The sequence below is a fragment of the Bacillus sp. S71 genome (assembly GCF_016625265.1).
In the GTDB taxonomy this organism is placed as follows: Bacteria; Bacillota; Bacilli; order Bacillales; family Bacillaceae_G; genus Bacillus_A; species Bacillus_A cereus.
Genome location: NZ_JACVUW010000004.1, coordinates 110,363 through 127,326, shown reverse-complemented (window position 1 = coordinate 127,326; position 16,964 = coordinate 110,363). Strand labels below are relative to the sequence as shown.

The following is a 16,964-nucleotide window of genomic DNA, read 5'->3' as shown; positions in this document are numbered from 1 at the left end:
CTTCAACAAACGTTTATTGAAAAATACTATATCCACTATCTCTTAAAAATTTGCATATTTTATATAAACTCTATATTGAGTAGAAAACACTCTATCATATAAAGATAAAATAGTAGGTTAATAAACAAGCCATTTTTTTATTAAAACATAGAATAATATGAACACTATTGAAAGGAGGTAGAAATAAATGTCCTGGAAAAATGATTGCTGGAGTTCTCAGAAAAAGCATTGTTGTGATGATTGGTGGAAATCTAAAGAAAAGCATCATTGTGATGATGATTGGAGTTCTCAGAAAAAGCATTGTAATGATGATTGGTGGAAATCTAAAGAAAAGTGTCATTGTGATGACGATTGGAGTTCTCAGGAAAAACATTGTAATGATGATTGGTGGAAATCTAAAGAAAAGTGTCATCGTGATGATAATTGGAGTTCTAAACGAAATAAGTGTCATTGTAAATGTTTCTTTATTTGTTGCCATTGTAAAAGAAAAAATTGGTAATATTTTTAATGTCAACGTAAAGGAAAGAATATGTCTTTTGGAACCAATCGGGATTTTCCGGAAAGTTGATCCCTCACCTACTTCCTTGCTTTTGCTGAATTTTTAGATGGGGGCATTACTGCCCGGCAAATACTAGAATGTAATATATAAAAAGCTGACTGCTTATAGTCAGCTTTTTATATATTAACACGTAAAGGTTTAAACAGACATATAAGCAGTCACGCTTTGTCATCACCTTGTTGTTGTAAATTAGTATTTCTCCATTGAATAGACATTCCATAATATCGTGTTTTGATTAAAACTAAAAAACATACTTAACACTAATAGTAAAATTTTTCTTCTTCATCAAATTCACTTCTTTTCTTTTTATAAACATAAAAAAGGAGCTCTATTTATATAGAACTCCTTGCTAACTTTATAATTTACTAGACTGTAACCCCTGAATAAACGGAACTACTTCAGGATTTACAAGCGATGATAAATCACCTAATTCTTTTCCTAAGTAAGCTGCTTTAATAACACGGCGCATTACTTTAGAATTACGTGTTTTCGGTAAATCTTCTACAACGTGGATGTCTTTAGGACACAACGCTTTTCCAATATGAGAGTTTACTAAACTCATTAATTCTTTCTTTAAATCTTCTGTAAATATTACCCCTTCTCGTAATACAGCAAAGCAATGACAAACTTCACCTTTCACTTCGTCAGGTACACCAATTGCAGCAGCTTCGATTACATCATTATGTTTCACAAGAATAGATTCATATTCAGCAGGTCCAATACGTTTACCTGCAATATTTAACGTATCGTCTGAACGCCCTGTGATGATATATTGTTCACCATCGTAAATGACCCAGTCACCGTGGACCCATTTATTTTCAAAACGCGACCAATATGTGTTCACGTAACGTTCATCATCTTCCCAGAAGCTTTTCGTCATACCTACCCAAGGTTTCTCTAAGCATAATTCTCCGACTTCATCTCGAATTGGTTTACCTTGATCATCCAGTACGACAGCTGCCATTCCTGGTAAAGATGCGTTAAAACTAATCGGTGCGATTGGCTTAATAAGAACATTACCGAAAATCCCACCAGAGATTTCAGTTCCACCTGAGTAGTTACAGATTGGAACATTTCCTTTTCCAACTGTTTCAAACAGCCACATCCATGGATCAGGATTCCAAGGTTCTCCTGTTGATGCGAATACTTCCAAACTCTTTAAAGAATGTTTATTGACATACTCATCACCTTTTGCCATTAATGCTCGGATTAACGTTGGCGAAATACCTAGATGAGTAATTTCATATTTATCAACTGTCTCCCATAACCGGTCTGCTTCTGGGAAGTCTGGAACACCTTCGTACATAACCATCGTTGCTCCATTAATGAGTGAACCGAATAATAGAAACGGCCCCATCATCCAGCCCATATCAGTTACCCATAATACACGATCACCTTGTTTAATATTCATTCCAAATCCTGCATCAAAAGCTGCTTTCAAAGGAAATCCTGCATGCGTGTGTACTGTTCCTTTCGGCTTACCAGTCGTTCCTGATGTATAAATGAGCATTAATGGATCATCACTTTGCATTTCCTCGGCATGTATGAATGGTTTTTCTTTTTCTAGCGTACTCCACGAAAAGTCATAGTTATGTGGTGTAAAATCATTTCCTGCATGACGAACGATAACAACTTTTTCAACAGTTGGGCAATGTTCACAAGCTTTATCTACTTCATCTTTTAAAGAAACAATTTTACCGCGGCGTGAAAATCCATCTGCGGTAATAATCATTTTTGAACCTGCCGCTTGCACACGTGTCATAACTGCATCAGACGCAAAGCCTGAGAATATTGGTGAAATAATTGCTCCGATTTTCATTACAGCTAGCATCGCAACAACTGTTTCTGGAATCATCGGCATATAAATTGTTACACGGTCACCTTTCTCAATACCCGCGTGTTTCAAACCATTGGCAACACGGCTTACCCAGTTGTCAAGCTCTTCATATGTAAATGATTTTGAAGTTCCATTTTCCCCTTCGTACTGAAGTGCTGGCTGTATTCTCGTCTCTTCATCCGCAAGCCAGCGGGATAAAGCCGATTCTACAACGTTACATGTTCCGCCATTATACCACTGTGCAAACGGTGTACCATTTTCTAAATCTAACACTTCTGTATAAGGTTTCATCCATTGATAGCCAACTGCTTTTTCTGCCTCTCCCCAAAGCCAAGCTGTTTCCTCAATAGATTTATTATAAAAAGTTTCATAGTCTTCATATCCCAATGATTTCATCCAACTATATAAACGTGTTTTTTCCTTGTACTCTTCTGTTGGAAACCAAACTGCTTGTTTCAATGTTTTCCCCTCCTTAACTTTTTGAGCAAGAAAGCCCTAAATAGGGCTTTTAAACTGGATATACAGGATGTTTACGATCCGTGAATACTTGATATTTACTCATATACATTTCGAAACGTCCTTTTAACTCTTCACGTAAATTGTTTGGATGAACAATACCATCAATCACCATCTCTGATGCTAAATGGTATATATCAATATCTTTCTTATACTCTTCACGTTTTTCAGCAATAAAGCTAGCACGCTCTCCTTCTGGTAAAGCTGCAATTTTATTTGCATATACAGCATTGACCGCAGCTTCTGGACCCATTACCGCAATAGAGGCTGTCGGTAATGCCAGGCAGCAATCTGGTTCAAATGCTGGACCTGCCATTGCATATAAACCAGCACCATATGCTTTACGAACAACGATAGAAATCTTCGGTACAGTTGCTTCACTCATTGCAGAAATCATTTTTGCACCGTGGCGAATAATACCAGCACGCTCTACTTTTGTACCGATCATAAATCCTGGTACATCCGCAAGGAATAATAATGGAATATGATATGCGTCGCATAAATTAATAAACTTAGCAGCTTTATCAGCTGAATCATGGAATAATACGCCGCCCTTCATACGCGGCTGATTTGCAATAATACCAACTGGCTTACCATCAATACGTGCTAAGCCTGTAATTAGCTCTTGAGCAAATAATTTTTTTACTTCATAGAATGAACCTTCATCAATAACTCTATTAATGAGATCTTTCATATTGAAAGGAGCATTTTGATTTTCTGGAATGATTTGTTCTAACGTTTTATCGAATTGTTTCGGTTCTTGAGGTGTAACCAATGGAGTCTTTTCTAAGTAGTTATTTGGAAAATATGAAATGTATTGTCTTGCTTGTGTAATCGCATCTTCTTCTGTCTTGCATAAAACATCTCCGCATCCTGATACAGAGCAATGCATACGAGCTCCGCCCATCTCTTCTAAAGTTACCTTCTCACCGATAACCATCTCAGCCATACGAGGAGATCCTAAATACATAGATGCATTTCCTTCTACCATCATTACAACGTCGCAAAAGGCTGGAATATAGGCACCACCAGCTGCAGAAGGTCCAAATAATAAGCATACTTGAGGAACTTTACCTGATAATTTCACTTGATTATAGAAGATTCTTCCTGCACCACGGCGCCCTGGGAACATTTCTACTTGATCTGTAATACGTGCTCCAGCAGAGTCGACTAAATAAAATAACGGAACACGTAGTTTTTCAGCTGTTTCTTGAATACGTAAAATCTTTTCAACTGTGCGTGATCCCCACGATCCAGCTTTTACAGTAGAATCATTGGCCATTACACATGCAGTACGACCATGTATTTTACCCGTTGCCGTTACAACGCCGTCCGCAGGTAAGCCTGTTTGTTCACAGTTAGCAAATAATGCATCTTCTACATATTCGCCATTATCAAATAGAAGCGCTAAACGATCTCGAACAAATAATTTTCCTTTTGCTTTATTTTGTTCATGATATTTTGGTGCGCCGCCTTGTTTAATCGTTTCAACTCGTTCTTCAAATTTATTTGATTGTTGTTTTTGATCTAACATATTTACTCCCCCTTATACGTTGGTGTGCGTTTTTCCTTGAATGCTTGTAATCCTTCTAATCTATCTTTCGTATGGATTACACCTTCATACGCTTGTTTTTCCATTTGTAATCCGGTATGTAAATCAACTTGAATACCGTTTGAAATCGCTTCTTTTGCTAATCGAACAGCAATAGGTCCATTACTAGCAATTTTCTCTGCTATTTCAATCGCTTTCTCTTCAAGTAAATTAGCTGGTACAACAAATTCTACTAAACCATATTCTTTTGCTTCTTGCGCTGAAATACGTCTACCTGTATAAATTAATTCTTTCGCTCTACCAACTCCAATTAATCTCGGTAAGCGCTGTGTACCACCTGCTCCTGGTATAATTGCAAGTGTCGTTTCAGTAAGACCAAGACTTGCACATTCAGCAGCAATTCTAAAATCACAAGCTAAACTTAATTCCGTACCACCACCAAGTGCGATTCCATTTATAGCAGCAATAACTGGCTGTGGTAATTGTTCAACCATCTCCATAGTAGTGCGAATCATACTAACAGCATGGCGAACTTGTTCTTCATTCATATCGGCACGCTCTTTTAAATCTGCACCAGCACAAAATGCTTTTTCACCAGCACCAGTCAAAATAACTACACGCGCGTTTGAATCTTCACTTATTTGAGTTAATATAGTTTGTAATTCATCTAATAATGCTAAAGATAATGAGTTTGCTTGTCTTGCACGATTTAACGAAATCTTTACTACGTGAGGTGTTACGTAATCAACGGAAATGTTTTGTAATTGTAGCATCTTCTCACCTACTTATCGTTTTATGTTGAAGCGCTCTATACACATGACTCGGTAATTGGATATTTAGCTTACTTTGAATAAATTGACTAGCTCGCAATAACTTTTCTTCGTCTATATTCGTTTGAACTCCTAATTTATGGAGCATATGTACTAGGTCATCAGTAGCAACATTACCTGATGCTCCTGGTGCATAAGGGCAGCCCCCGAGTCCACCACAAGAACTATCAAACGTTGTAATACCGTATTCTAATGATTTAACTACATTCGCTAGAGCCATTCCATACGTATTATGAAAATGCATTGCAAACTGCGAAGCATCATACTTCTTTAATAGATGTTCTAATACTTGTTCTACTTGTAATGGATTCGCTACACCGATTGTATCCCCAAGAGAAACTTCATAAATGCCGTATGAAAATAGTTGATTACATAATTCGTCAACTGCTGCGTGACTTATATCCCCTTCATAAGGACATCCAAATACAGTAGAAACATAGCCTCTTACCTTTTTCCCTTCGAATAATGCCTGTTTTGTTATATCTTCAATTACAACTAATGCTTCTTTAATCGATTTATTAATATTACTTTTATTATGAGATTCACTTGCTGATAAAAAAACATTCACCTCATCTACATTTTGCAAAAAAGCTCGTTCCAAACCATTTTGATTCGGAACAAGCGCAGCATATGTAACATTTGGATCCCTTTTCAGCTCAGAAAATACATCATTTGCATCTGCTAATGCAGGGACCCATTTTGGGTGAACGAATGAGGAAACTTCAACATACGACAATCCTGCTTCTGTAAGTAGTTGAATCCATTTTACTTTATCTTTTGTGCCAACAATCTTTTTTTCATTTTGTAAGCCATCACGTGGCCCGACTTCTTTAATGACAGCAAAATTAGGTAGTTTCAATTCGCTTCCCCCTATATCTCCCTATTCAATTTCTAATAATACATCTCCTTCATTTACAAAATCGCCTTCTTGCACATTAATTTTCATAACTGTGCCAGCTTCTTCTGAAATGATTGGAATTTCCATTTTCATAGATTCCAAAATGACGACATCCTGCTCTTCCTCTACTGTATCTCCTACTCCTACAACAATCTTCCAAACGTTTCCTGCCATCGATGCGTATACTTTCGTCATCATTTTTTCCCCCTTAATATTGTTAAATCTTATTTTTTAACGAGTTGTTTCGTTACAAAACCCGTTGTATAAATACCCTCTTTGAACACTTCGTCTTCCAAAACTTGCAGTAGCATTGGCGTGTTCGTTTTAATACCTTCTACTTTTAATTCTTCTAGAGCATCATGTAATTTCGAAATTGCTTCTTCACGAGTCTCGCCATGTGCAATGACTTTCGCAATCATTGGATCATAGAAAGGTGTAATCGTTACATGATTTTCTAAGAAGTGATCAATCCGTACATTTGACGGTAATGTTAAATCTGTAATTTTCCCAGGTGATGGGAAGAATGTTTTCGGATCCTCTGCATAAATACGAGCTTCAATGGCATGACCACTACGTTTTACATCATCCTGAGTAAATGATAGTTTCTCTCCACTTGCGATAAGGAGTTGCTGTTCTACAAGGTCTAATCCCGTAATTTCTTCTGTCACTGGATGCTCTACTTGTAATCTCGTATTCATCTCTAAGAAATAGAAGTTCTTCTGATCATCTACAAGAAACTCAACTGTACCTGCATTTGTATAGCCAAGTGCTTTGGCAGCTTGTACAGCAACTTCTCCCATCGCCTTTCGTGTACCTTCATCTAAAAATGGTGAAGGTGCTTCTTCGATTACTTTTTGATTTCGGCGCTGTACCGAACATTCACGCTCCCATAAATACACTGTGTTACCATGTGTATCTGCTAAAAGCTGAATTTCAATATGATGCGCATCTGCTATATATCGCTCTAAATACATTTCTCCGTTACCAAAGAAGTTTTGCGCTCTTGTTTTATTACTTTCAAACGCTTTGGTGAGCGTTTGCTCAGTTTCCATCAACTGCATACCAATGCCTCCGCCGCCTGCGGATGCCTTAAGCATTAAGGGATAACCAATTTGTTTTGCAATTTCAATTGCTTCTTCAGCAGTTTCAATATTTGTAGTAATACCTGGGACTACTGGGACATCTGCTGCTTGCATTGCGATACGTGATTCGATTTTACTTCCCATCTTCGTAATGATTTCTTCTGAAGGACCGATAAATACGATTCCTTCTTCTTTGCAACGAACCGGAAAAGACGGATTCTCTGATAATAAACCATAACCCGGATGAATCGCTTCTGCATTTGTCTTCTTAGCTATTTCAATAATTTTTTCAAGGTTTAAATAACTTTCTTGAACACGCGGTCCACCTACTAAGTAAGCTTCATTTGCCATCTTCACATGAAGGGCATTTTCATCTGCTTCAGAATAAATAGCAACAGTGCGTATGCCAAGTTTTTGACAAGTTTTCATAATACGAACAGCAATTTCCCCGCGATTCGCAATTAATATTTTTTGAAACATAGTGATTCCTCCCTTTTATCTACATCCTAAATGTCTAGCAATTACGAGACGTTGAATTTCAGAAGTTCCTTCACCAATTTCTAATAGTTTCGCATCACGAATATGTCGTTCAACTTCATATTCACGCATATAACCATATCCACCATGAATCTGTACTGCTTGATTCGCAATACGGCTTGCTGCTTCCGATGCAAATAGTTTTGCCATTGCCGCTTCTTTGCCGAAAGGTTTATCGTTATCTTTTAACCAAGCTGCTTTATGTACTAAATTGCGTGCTAGCTCTACTTCAGTCGCCATATCAGCTAATTTAAATTGAATCGCTTGGAAATTAGAGATTGACTTTCCAAATTGTTGACGTTCTTTCGCATATTGTAATGCACGTTCAAAGGCTGATTGCGCAATACCAACTGCCAATGCAGCGATTGAAATACGCCCTCCATCAAGTGTATATAAAAATTGTTTAAAGCCTTTATTTACATCACCAAGAATATTTTCTTTCGGTACACGAACACCATCAAGTACGATTTCACAAGTATTAGAAGCGCGAACACCCATCTTATCGTAAGGACTTGAAATCGTTAATCCTTCACTCGTAGTAGGCACGATAAATGCAGAAATACGTTTTCTACCATTCTCTTCAATACCGTTGACAGCGGTTACAATAATTGTATTTGCATACTCTGCGTTTGTAATCCAACACTTCTCACCACTGATTACATACTCATCACCATCTAATACCGCTTTCGTTTGAGTGCCACCTGCATCAGATCCAGCATTCGGCTCCGTTAATCCGAAGGCACCTAATGTTTTACCTGACGCCATTGGAACTAAATACTTTTGTTTTTGTTCTTCTGTACCGAAATAATAAATTGGAGAAGCACCTAATGAAATTGTTGCAGCATAGCTTAAACCGGTGCCACCACAAGCGCGACCAATTTCTTCAACTGCTAACGCATACGATACCGTATCGCCACCTGAACCTCCATACTCTTCTGGGAATGGGATGCCTAATAATCCTAGTTCGCCCATTTTTTGAAATGTTTCATATGGAAACTCTGCAGTTTTGTCATAATATACAGCTTTCGGTGCGATTTCCTTTTCAGCAAAGTCACGTACCATTTCTTTAATCATTTGTTTTTCGCGAGTTAGAGTAAATTCCATTCCGCTACACACCCCTTATCGAATATTGAGTTTCGACAGCGTGCGAGTTTCTACTACAAACATAACAACTTAAAAGACAAGAATATTAGTTAGACAATTGCTACAATTCTGTCATAACTTAATTTTAAAACAGATTCTGTACTAATGCACAAAAAAATTCCTACATTGTTCTACAACAACATAGGAGGTTTTGTGTCGAATTATGTAATTTATTGTTTAATAATCTCTACCTTTTCCGGAATCAGAAATTTCTACTAATGCTTCAGGGTATGGTTCGAAATATGTTTGTCTTAATAAATACTTTTCATCAAATCGAATAGCCCATGATTTTAAAATTGTAAGTAAACTACTAAGTGGTATTTTCTTTTCTGCATACTTTTGTAACAGTTCTATAAAATGATCTTTTTCTTGTTTTTTTAACTTTGTTTTAAAATATCCAAAAATGTGCTCGCATACATTTACATTCGATGTATAACGGGGCGTACGCATAAATAATTCATATAAAGTCTTCTCATAGTTTTCAAATACCACTTCAATCTTTTCATTTTTTTGATTTGCAATTATACGCCCTAATTCCTTTTGTTTCACCTGATTATATGCCATAAATAAATATTTATTGTCCGACTGAAACGATACAAGGTCTTTTATATTTTTATTATGTTTAATCATTTTGTAATATGCGATTGTAAATAGCCTTGTAAAGAAATGCTCTCTAATAATAAAATTCGACAATCTACCTTCCTCTTCTATAGGAAGATGCGAAAATTTTTTTACTACTGCTCCGCCAAATAAGCCCGATCCTTTTCCCTTTGCTGGCGCTTTTTCAAAACCAGAATAAATTTTCACATCACGCGTACCACAACTTGGTGAACGATTCTTTAAAATAAAACCATCCACATCCGATATCGTTTGTAAAAAGTCATTTGAAAACTGCTCCATTTTTTCAGTTACATCTTCTCGTGTCGACGGTTGCACAAGTCTATTCTCACCATTTTCTTCTACAATTCGTATCGTTTCACGAGGAGTCCCCAATCCAATCTCGACTTCTGGACAAACAGGTATAAATGTAACAAATGGCTGCAAATTTCGTATTGTTACATCTGGAATCATCTCTCCATTATAACGACAAGCATCAAATTCTAAACATTTACTTACGACGATTGTTGGTTTTGCAAATTGTCGCATCTCATTACCTCCTTAGTGCTAGCCCGTATAATATAAATTGTACTAAGATTAACATTTTAAGCAAAGTTTGATTCATTTATTTTTATGAGAAATATATATCCAATGATATATTAACAATCATTCAACTCTATTTTCTATAAATGTGCGCCCTATTAATGAGGGTTTAGATATTGTGAAATGAATAATACACACATGCTTCGGAGAAATTAATGATTAAGAAAGGAGGGATTGTTATGAAAAAGAAATTATCATCTATTTTAAGTGTTTTAGCACTATCTATTATGTTTTTAGGTACATCTACGCAAGCTGAATACGATGGAAATAATATGAATAGAGTTAATAACACTGATATTTCAACTCGAGTAAATGACAATAACTTAGACAGAGTTAATAATGATGTAAGAACTCGAAATGTAAATACAACAAATGATTTAAATGATAATCGTGATAAAAATAATAATTGGGCTTGGCTTGGTTTATTAGGACTAGCAGGATTATTAGGTCTTAGAAAAAGAGACAAAGAAACACGCTGATTTAGAATATTTTTAGTAAACAAGTACTTATTTATCAAAAATATATAATGAAAATAAATCGCCTTTTTAAAGGCGATTTATTTTTACTTAAAAGTAATGTATGTAATTCACACTTCGACGATTAAATTCGTGGAGTTAATCCATACAATATAAATTGAATCGTATTTTCAATTTCCATTTCATCATCCCATTTTTCTTCAGGCAATAATAAAAATCTTGTTAAGAGTAAACCTAATACAGCTGATAAAGTAAGACGTAGTACGGAAGATGGTGGTATCTCAATAATTTCCCCTTCTTCTTGAAATTTCACAATCAACTTTTTGAAATGTGAAAACAGTTCTGTTTCTACTAATTGCTGTATTTCATTTTTTAGTTCTGTTTGGAATGGCACCTCTTGAATTAATATTTTTATCATAGGAAAGTGTTTTTGAGCAAATTTAAACCTATTATGAATTACAACCCTTAAAAGTCCTTCGTATGATTCATACTCCGATTTAAATATTTCTTTTGCAAAGGTTTGTACAAAAAATGGTGCAGCGAACTTAGTTAAAGTTGGCATTACGACCGCTAGTAATAAATCTTTTTTCGTCTTATAGTAGCGGAAGATTGTTCCTTCCGCTACACCAGCCCGTTTTGCAATTTCACTTGTTGAAGTTGAAGCGTATCCTTTTTCTCCAAACATATCAACAGCCGCCTCTAATATTCGCATTTGACGTTCATTTCGTTTATCCGTATTAGTTGCAGCTATTAATTCCTCCAGCCAATCCTTCTGCATTTATAAAGCTCCTTTTTGTCATTATTATATTTTGCGATGTTTCTTTAAAGCAAATACATTTCCTACTGCAAATAATATTGAAAAAAGTAATAATACAGTAAGATCTAATGCAATCTCTGTAAACCCTTGATTCCGAATCATCACTTGTCTCATTGCGTCAGCGCCGTATGTGAGCGGAAATAATTTCCCTAACATTTGTAGCCACTTGTTCATAGATTCCATTGGAAACAATCCAGAAAAGAAGATTTGTGGCACAATAACAAGCGGTATAAATTGAATCATTTGAAATTCATTATTTGCGTATGCCGATAAAAACGTACCTAATGTTAGTGCAGTTAAAGAGAGCATACATGTAATAAGTAGCGTTAGCCATATAGAGCCAGCTACATATAAATCTAAAATATAAACGGAAAAACTTACGATAATAATGGATTGTATAAAGGCAAAGATTCCAAAACCAATAATATAACCTGCGACTATTTCCCATCTTCTTACTGGGGTGGATAATAACCTTTCTAGCGTACCACTTAAACGTTCTCTTACGAAGGATACACCTGATAATATAAATACAAAGAAAAATGTAAAGAAACCAATTAATACAGGACCAAGCCCATCAAACATCGTAAAGTCTTTAGAGCCATGTAAAAAATTTACTTCAGGTTTCATAATCGATACATCATTCTTCTCTGTGCTTTTTTGCAATACTTGAAGTACAGCACGATTTTTTGACGAATCACTACCTTCCAACAGAAGTTTCATTTTTCCATTCTCTATTCGAAGTATTGCATCTACCTTTTGTTTTTCTAACTCAGAAATCGCGTTTTCTTTACTGTATTCATAAATTGACGCTTCTTGATTTTTCATCACTTTTACTATTTGAGCGGGCATATCAACAACAGCAATTTGCGGTATATAGTCTTTTTGTGTAAACACTAGCGATAATAGCCAAAGTAATAACATTGGTGCCCCAAACATCATCGCTAACGAGCGCTTATCTCGAAAAAATTGGCGAATAATACGAATGATTACACCAGTAACTCTCATGATGACACCACCTCTTCCAACAAAAAGACATCTTCAATCCGTCCAGATGACACGCGTTTTTTCAATTCTTCAGTTGTTCCAACCGCAACTAGTTTCCCTTCTCTAATTAATCCTAGACGCTCACAAAATTCAGCTTCATCCATAATGTGCGTCGTTACAATAATCGTTGTGCCTTTCTTTTTAAGATCATAAAATTTTTCCCAAATCGTTTTCCTAAGAAGCGGATCTATCCCCACTGTAGGCTCATCTAAAATTAATATTTCTGGTTCATGGAGGAGTGCTATTGCTAATGATAAGCGTTTTTTCATTCCACCTGAAAATTGTTGTACTTGCTTTTTCATATACTGTGACAATTGTACAAGTTCAAAAACCTCTGCAATTCTTGTCTTTTTACTTTTTCCCTTTAATCCATACATCGTTGCTATAAAATCTGCATTTTCATATGCTGACAATTCTTCATATAATGCATCCGCCTGGGCCATATAACCAATTCGTTTCATTTCATTTAAATTAGGCATATTAGTATTATTAACAAGCACTTCACCTTTCGTTGCCTCATTAATACCTGCAATCATTTTAATGAGCGTTGTTTTCCCTGATCCAGAAGGTCCAACAAAACCAAAAATCTCTGCTTTTTCAACTTGCAATGAAAGATTGTGTAACACTTCTTTTTTTCCAAAACTTTTTGATACAGTCCGTAAAATAATTGAAGGTTGTTGCACGTTTCATCCTCCTTTTCCAATAAAAATGAGTGAGTACTCACTTTTATTTTACTCTTGCTTAATTATATGTCAAACTTCGTTGATTAGTATGTATGTTCAATCACCGATATTAAACAATGAAACAGAGTCGACATTAGAATTTCATTTCCTAAAGTCGACTCTGTTTCATTTAAACTATAAATTTCACTTTACGTTTTTAAATTCATATACTTCCGAATTCTAGCAACGTCTAAAGAATATTCAATAACTAATTGCTGTAACGGTAAAATAACTGTGTCAGGATATAAATGTGCATATTGTAATGTTTCTGCATATTTTTCTAACCTTTTTTCTAAATACTTTATTATTTGATCAGGATGACTTACTAATAAACATTTACAATAATAATGGATTTGTTCCTCAATCGCCGTGTATTCTTCAATTTCATATTCTTTATGCATGTGTACACCCCTTTAAGTTTTTTATATGAATTACTTATCACAATTTTCACTCGACAAATTTTAAGCTTTTTGATTATTTACACTATAACAAACACTGAGGGTCAAATTTTGTTACTTTATGTAACGTAGAAAATTTTTAACAAAATTGTAATGTTTACTCCTGCAAAATACAGAAAGCCCCTTTACTCATTTTTGTATAAAAAAAATCGTACAGCTTAATTTAGCTGCACGACTACAATTTCTGGCCTATTCAAAATCCTTTGCGGAATGATACTATTTCCTAATCCTCTACTCACTACCATTGATGTATTTTGTTCTACATATAAACCCGCTGTATATTTAGGTAAAACACCTTGATTTGGCGCAACTAATCCTCCGATAAATGGCAATCTAACTTGCCCTCCATGAGCATGTCCCGATAAAACCAAATCCAACCTCTCATTCGTATATTCCTTTATAAATTCAGGCCGATGGGATAATAATACATTATATTTATCTGGCTGCATTTCAATTTTCGCTTTTTTAATTTCATCTATTATAATATTTCCTTCATCACGGTTTCCAGTAACAAACTCTGGATCATCAATACCTAGCAAGTTTATTTCTTGCTCACCCCTTCGAATGCCTACATGTTCATTCCTTAAAACATTGACATCATATTTCTTCAACTCTTTTTCTAAATTGTTATACTTTCCAGACCATTGTTCATGGTTTCCTGTCACAAAATATACAGGATATTTCTTTACAATTTCTCGTATTAATTGCATACTAACTTCTGCATCGTATGATTTACTGTCAATTAAATCACCCGTAATCGCAATAATATCTGGGTCTATACTTTTTATTTTTTGAATTAACACATCTTGATTATCGCCAAATTTTTTATTGTGTAAGTCTGAAATTTGTAGAATTTTATACCCTTTAAAAGAGGATGGTATTTTACTAGAGGTTATTTTAACCTCAGTTATACTTATTAAATTGTTCTGTAAAAATAAAAAGATACTACAACCTACTAATGTAGCAATAAGTAATATACTTCTTTTAATCTTCTTGCTCATATTCCCTCCTAAAATCTTCATCAATACTACAATTCTCAAAAACATTTCAATAGATTATTCTTTTTATCTAACGGTTCTCTTTTAAAGTGAAATCGATTTAACTACGATAATCAAGTACAAGTTTCTAATTTTAGGAACTGAAGAACTTATATCACTCTGTTGAAGTAAACATGCCCGGTTCTGTTCTAATCGTAACTCTATCATATAACATTAAAGCCGAAATTCCCAAGTTAAGGAATTTCAGCTTTTTGAGTTCGTATGAATATCTTAGTTTTAGTTCTATGTACCTTGCAGTTATACAACTTAGTACATATCAGTTGTCTATCTATATGTGGTGAGGTTTTTATCTTTTTCAATAATCAACTATGTATAAAATATTTAAGTTAGTTAATACCCTTAATGGATATCATGCTTTTTAAAGTTTCCGCCTTGTACTTCCGCAACATCATATACATTGACAAAGGCATTTTCATCAATTTCATGAATAAGTTCCTTCATTGTTTCTAAATTTTATAATTATGTAGCGTCCTTCCATTCAGACTTCAATATTGAATATTGATATTCATCAATCCACTGGCCTTTTAGCATGTAATTCTGCAATAAATGACCTTCTCTCCTCATCCCCACTCGTTCTAGTACAGAAATAGACTTATTATTTCGAACGTCCGAAAATGCAATCACCTTATGTTTTCCTAATGAATGAAATATGTAACTCAATAAGGCACAAACAGCTTCAGTTGCATAGCCTTTTCCCTGATATTCTGGAGAAAGAGTAAATCCGATTTCTACGATGCGAGGTTCATTTACAAGTGTGTGAAGTGCACAATCTCCAATTATTTTGTTATTTTCAGTTAAAGCAATTGCGAACTGGAACCAAGTACCTGGTAGATTAGGATTATTTTTAACTTGTTCATTTACAAACGTTTTAGCCTCATGATATTGATAATTAACCCATGACTGAAATTTAGCCACTTCTGGATTAGAATGATAAAAATGAAAGTAGTTAGTGTCATCCATACTAAACCTTCTCAAAACAAGACAATCTGTTCTCCAAAAGACTTGATTGTCATTCTCCATAACTATTCACCCTCTTTTCTACATTAATTATATCTTTATAATACATAGGTATAAATAGTTTACATGCTTATAAAAAAGCGATTCTTTTCACATTAAAAAGAATCGCTTTCCAAGTTCTTATTTTTAATTATATTACATAAAGAATTGAAAGATTATTACTTAAGAGCCTTAACTATAACTTCCGTTGCCTCTGCAATGAGTTGATTATCATAGGTAGCCTCTTTCTCATCTTTACTAGATAAAATTGCGATGATAATTGGTGCTCTATTTGGAGGCCAAACGATAGCAATATCATTTCTTGTCCCGTAACTGCCCGCACCTGATTTATCTCCAACTACCCAGTCAGTTGGTACGCCTGCACGAATAAGTTTGTCCCCTGTAGCATTTCCTTTCATCCACTCTGTAAGAATTTTACGTTTTTCAGCTGGAAGTGCATTTCCGACCGTAAAAGCTTTAAGATTCGTAGCAATTGCTTTCGCTGTACTAGTGTCACGAATGTCTCCTGGAATAGCTTCGTTTAATTCTGTTTCAAAGCGATCAGACATAGTAACCCGATCCCCCATCTTTCTAAGCGCTTTTTCATATCCTTTAGGTCCGCCTATTTTATTAAATAAAATGTTCCCTGCAGTATTATCACTTGAACGAACAGCAGCCTCAGCAATTTCTCCTAGTTTCATTCCAGTATCTACATGTTTCTCTGTAACAGGTGAATAATCCACTAAGTCTTCTTTCGTAAATGTGATTACTTCATTTAATGTATCAATTGAGTTTTGCTGTAGTAATACTCCTGCTGCTAAAGCCTTGTAGGTTGATGCGAAGGCAAATCTTTCGTTAGATCGATAAGAAATTGTTTGATTTGTACCAGTATCAATCGCATATACACCTACCCGAGCATCAAATTTTTTCTCAAGTTGAGAGAACTCTTTATGCGTCGCCTGATTTTTATGTTTCACTTGTCCAGTCTTTTCTTTCGCTTCAACTTGCAGTGCTCCTCCTGTAAAAGCTTCTAGGCTTGTAATACTTAAACCTAATATACCAACGCATATTCCTATTTTTAGCATCCTCTTATTTTTCAAAATCATCATTCCTTCCAAATTTTTAGCACCTTTTTATACGTACACATAATAGACAATCACCGAACCAAATTTGTTCCATAAACTAAAAAAATTATAGCTAGTATGAGAGTTATTAACAAAATAAGAGATAGTAGCTACG

At 35.1% G+C, this 16,964-nt stretch carries 17 protein-coding genes and 1 pseudogene; 2 read left to right on the top strand and 16 right to left on the bottom strand.

The window, feature by feature from the left end; all coding sequences use genetic code 11:
* Positions 1–200 precede the first annotated feature (200 nt).
* Positions 201–605, top strand: a complete 405-nt coding sequence (locus IBT51_RS10830) for a hypothetical protein (protein WP_088021976.1) — start codon at positions 201–203, stop codon at positions 603–605.
* 309 nt (positions 606–914) lie between these two features.
* Here IBT51_RS10830 and IBT51_RS10825 read toward each other — a convergent pair whose 3' ends face one another.
* The 8 genes from IBT51_RS10825 to IBT51_RS10790 form a co-directional block, all read right to left on the bottom strand.
* Positions 915–2,855: an AMP-binding protein gene (locus IBT51_RS10825; protein WP_000806506.1), complete on the bottom strand. Its 1,941-nt coding sequence runs from the start codon at positions 2,853–2,855 to the stop codon at positions 915–917.
* 49 nt (positions 2,856–2,904) lie between these two features.
* Complete coding sequence (locus IBT51_RS10820) at positions 2,905–4,446, bottom strand: acyl-CoA carboxylase subunit beta (RefSeq protein WP_200458339.1); 1,542 nt, start codon at positions 4,444–4,446, stop codon at positions 2,905–2,907.
* Between the two features lie 2 nt (positions 4,447–4,448).
* On the bottom strand, positions 4,449–5,237 hold the full coding sequence (locus tag IBT51_RS10815) for an enoyl-CoA hydratase (protein WP_069355611.1): 789 nt from the start codon (positions 5,235–5,237) through the stop codon (positions 4,449–4,451).
* Positions 5,238–5,241: 4 nt separating this feature from the next.
* Positions 5,242–6,153, bottom strand: a complete 912-nt coding sequence (gene mvaB / locus IBT51_RS10810) for a hydroxymethylglutaryl-CoA lyase (protein ID WP_016081565.1) — start codon at positions 6,151–6,153, stop codon at positions 5,242–5,244.
* 21 nt (positions 6,154–6,174) lie between these two features.
* The gene (locus IBT51_RS10805) at positions 6,175–6,390 is read right to left on the bottom strand and encodes an acetyl-CoA carboxylase biotin carboxyl carrier protein subunit (RefSeq protein WP_001987345.1); all 216 of its coding nucleotides are present in this window, start codon (positions 6,388–6,390) and stop codon (positions 6,175–6,177) included.
* 26 nt (positions 6,391–6,416) lie between these two features.
* On the bottom strand, positions 6,417–7,754 hold the full coding sequence (locus IBT51_RS10800; RefSeq protein ID WP_000486742.1) for an acetyl-CoA carboxylase biotin carboxylase subunit: 1,338 nt from the start codon (positions 7,752–7,754) through the stop codon (positions 6,417–6,419).
* Positions 7,755–7,769: 15 nt separating this feature from the next.
* The gene (locus IBT51_RS10795) at positions 7,770–8,915 is read right to left on the bottom strand and encodes an acyl-CoA dehydrogenase (protein ID WP_000397279.1); all 1,146 of its coding nucleotides are present in this window, start codon (positions 8,913–8,915) and stop codon (positions 7,770–7,772) included.
* A gap of 216 nt (positions 8,916–9,131) precedes the next feature.
* Entirely contained in the window at positions 9,132–10,100 is a 969-nt protein-coding gene (locus tag IBT51_RS10790; protein WP_088021974.1) for a YbgA family protein, read from the bottom strand.
* 233 nt (positions 10,101–10,333) lie between these two features.
* Here IBT51_RS10790 and IBT51_RS10785 point away from each other — a divergent pair, with 233 nt between their 5' ends.
* Positions 10,334–10,633 carry a WGxxGxxG family protein gene (locus IBT51_RS10785; RefSeq protein WP_000728156.1) on the top strand — a complete coding sequence of 100 codons (300 nt, stop codon included), beginning with the start codon at positions 10,334–10,336 and terminating at the stop codon, positions 10,631–10,633.
* Between the two features lie 121 nt (positions 10,634–10,754).
* On the opposite strand, the gene IBT51_RS10780 is transcribed toward IBT51_RS10785, so the two are convergent.
* From IBT51_RS10780 to bla, 8 genes and pseudogenes are all read right to left on the bottom strand, one after another.
* Complete coding sequence (locus IBT51_RS10780) at positions 10,755–11,408, bottom strand: TetR/AcrR family transcriptional regulator (RefSeq protein ID WP_088021973.1); 654 nt, start codon at positions 11,406–11,408, stop codon at positions 10,755–10,757.
* A 24-nt stretch (positions 11,409–11,432) separates the two neighbouring features.
* Positions 11,433–12,452 carry an ABC transporter permease gene (locus IBT51_RS10775; protein ID WP_200458340.1) on the bottom strand — a complete coding sequence of 340 codons (1,020 nt, stop codon included), beginning with the start codon at positions 12,450–12,452 and terminating at the stop codon, positions 11,433–11,435.
* Positions 12,449–13,174: an ABC transporter ATP-binding protein gene (locus IBT51_RS10770; RefSeq protein ID WP_001187075.1), complete on the bottom strand. Its 726-nt coding sequence runs from the start codon at positions 13,172–13,174 to the stop codon at positions 12,449–12,451. Before IBT51_RS10770 ends, IBT51_RS10775 begins: the two co-directional genes overlap by 4 nt.
* A gap of 188 nt (positions 13,175–13,362) precedes the next feature.
* A complete protein-coding gene (locus tag IBT51_RS10765) occupies positions 13,363–13,614 on the bottom strand; it encodes a hypothetical protein (RefSeq protein WP_000548621.1) in 252 nt (83 codons plus the stop codon).
* 215 nt (positions 13,615–13,829) lie between these two features.
* Complete coding sequence (locus IBT51_RS10760) at positions 13,830–14,672, bottom strand: metallophosphoesterase (protein WP_200458341.1); 843 nt, start codon at positions 14,670–14,672, stop codon at positions 13,830–13,832.
* Between the two features lie 396 nt (positions 14,673–15,068).
* Positions 15,069–15,170, bottom strand: a pseudogene (locus IBT51_RS10755) (DUF2179 domain-containing protein); the annotation flags it as partial.
* An 18-nt stretch (positions 15,171–15,188) separates the two neighbouring features.
* Positions 15,189–15,749, bottom strand: a complete 561-nt coding sequence (locus tag IBT51_RS10750; RefSeq protein ID WP_200458342.1) for a GNAT family N-acetyltransferase — start codon at positions 15,747–15,749, stop codon at positions 15,189–15,191.
* A 155-nt stretch (positions 15,750–15,904) separates the two neighbouring features.
* Entirely contained in the window at positions 15,905–16,831 is a 927-nt protein-coding gene (gene bla / locus IBT51_RS10745) for a class A beta-lactamase Bla1 (RefSeq protein WP_016512811.1), read from the bottom strand.
* Between the last annotated feature and the right edge of the window lie 133 nt (positions 16,832–16,964).

Bases quoted from the DNA above. Each gene is read 5' to 3' on its own strand.
- IBT51_RS10830 (WP_088021976.1), top strand. From the start codon at position 201: ATGATTGCTGGAGTTCTCAGAAAAAGCATTGTTGTGATGATTGGTGGA.
- IBT51_RS10820 (WP_200458339.1), bottom strand. From the start codon at position 4,446: ATGTTAGATCAAAAACAACAATCAAATAAATTTGAAGAACGAGTTGAA.
- IBT51_RS10815 (WP_069355611.1), bottom strand. From the start codon at position 5,237: ATGCTACAATTACAAAACATTTCCGTTGATTACGTAACACCTCACGTA.
- IBT51_RS10805 (WP_001987345.1), bottom strand. From the start codon at position 6,390: ATGATGACGAAAGTATACGCATCGATGGCAGGAAACGTTTGGAAGATT.
- IBT51_RS10800 (WP_000486742.1), bottom strand. From the start codon at position 7,754: ATGTTTCAAAAAATATTAATTGCGAATCGCGGGGAAATTGCTGTTCGT.
- IBT51_RS10795 (WP_000397279.1), bottom strand. From the start codon at position 8,915: ATGGAATTTACTCTAACTCGCGAAAAACAAATGATTAAAGAAATGGTA.
- IBT51_RS10790 (WP_088021974.1), bottom strand. From the start codon at position 10,100: ATGCGACAATTTGCAAAACCAACAATCGTCGTAAGTAAATGTTTAGAA.
- IBT51_RS10785 (WP_000728156.1), top strand. From the start codon at position 10,334: ATGAAAAAGAAATTATCATCTATTTTAAGTGTTTTAGCACTATCTATT.
- IBT51_RS10780 (WP_088021973.1), bottom strand. From the start codon at position 11,408: ATGCAGAAGGATTGGCTGGAGGAATTAATAGCTGCAACTAATACGGAT.
- IBT51_RS10775 (WP_200458340.1), bottom strand. From the start codon at position 12,452: ATGAGAGTTACTGGTGTAATCATTCGTATTATTCGCCAATTTTTTCGA.
- IBT51_RS10765 (WP_000548621.1), bottom strand. From the start codon at position 13,614: ATGCATAAAGAATATGAAATTGAAGAATACACGGCGATTGAGGAACAA.
- IBT51_RS10760 (WP_200458341.1), bottom strand. From the start codon at position 14,672: ATGAGCAAGAAGATTAAAAGAAGTATATTACTTATTGCTACATTAGTA.
- IBT51_RS10750 (WP_200458342.1), bottom strand. From the start codon at position 15,749: ATGGAGAATGACAATCAAGTCTTTTGGAGAACAGATTGTCTTGTTTTG.
- bla (WP_016512811.1), bottom strand. From the start codon at position 16,831: ATGATTTTGAAAAATAAGAGGATGCTAAAAATAGGAATATGCGTTGGT.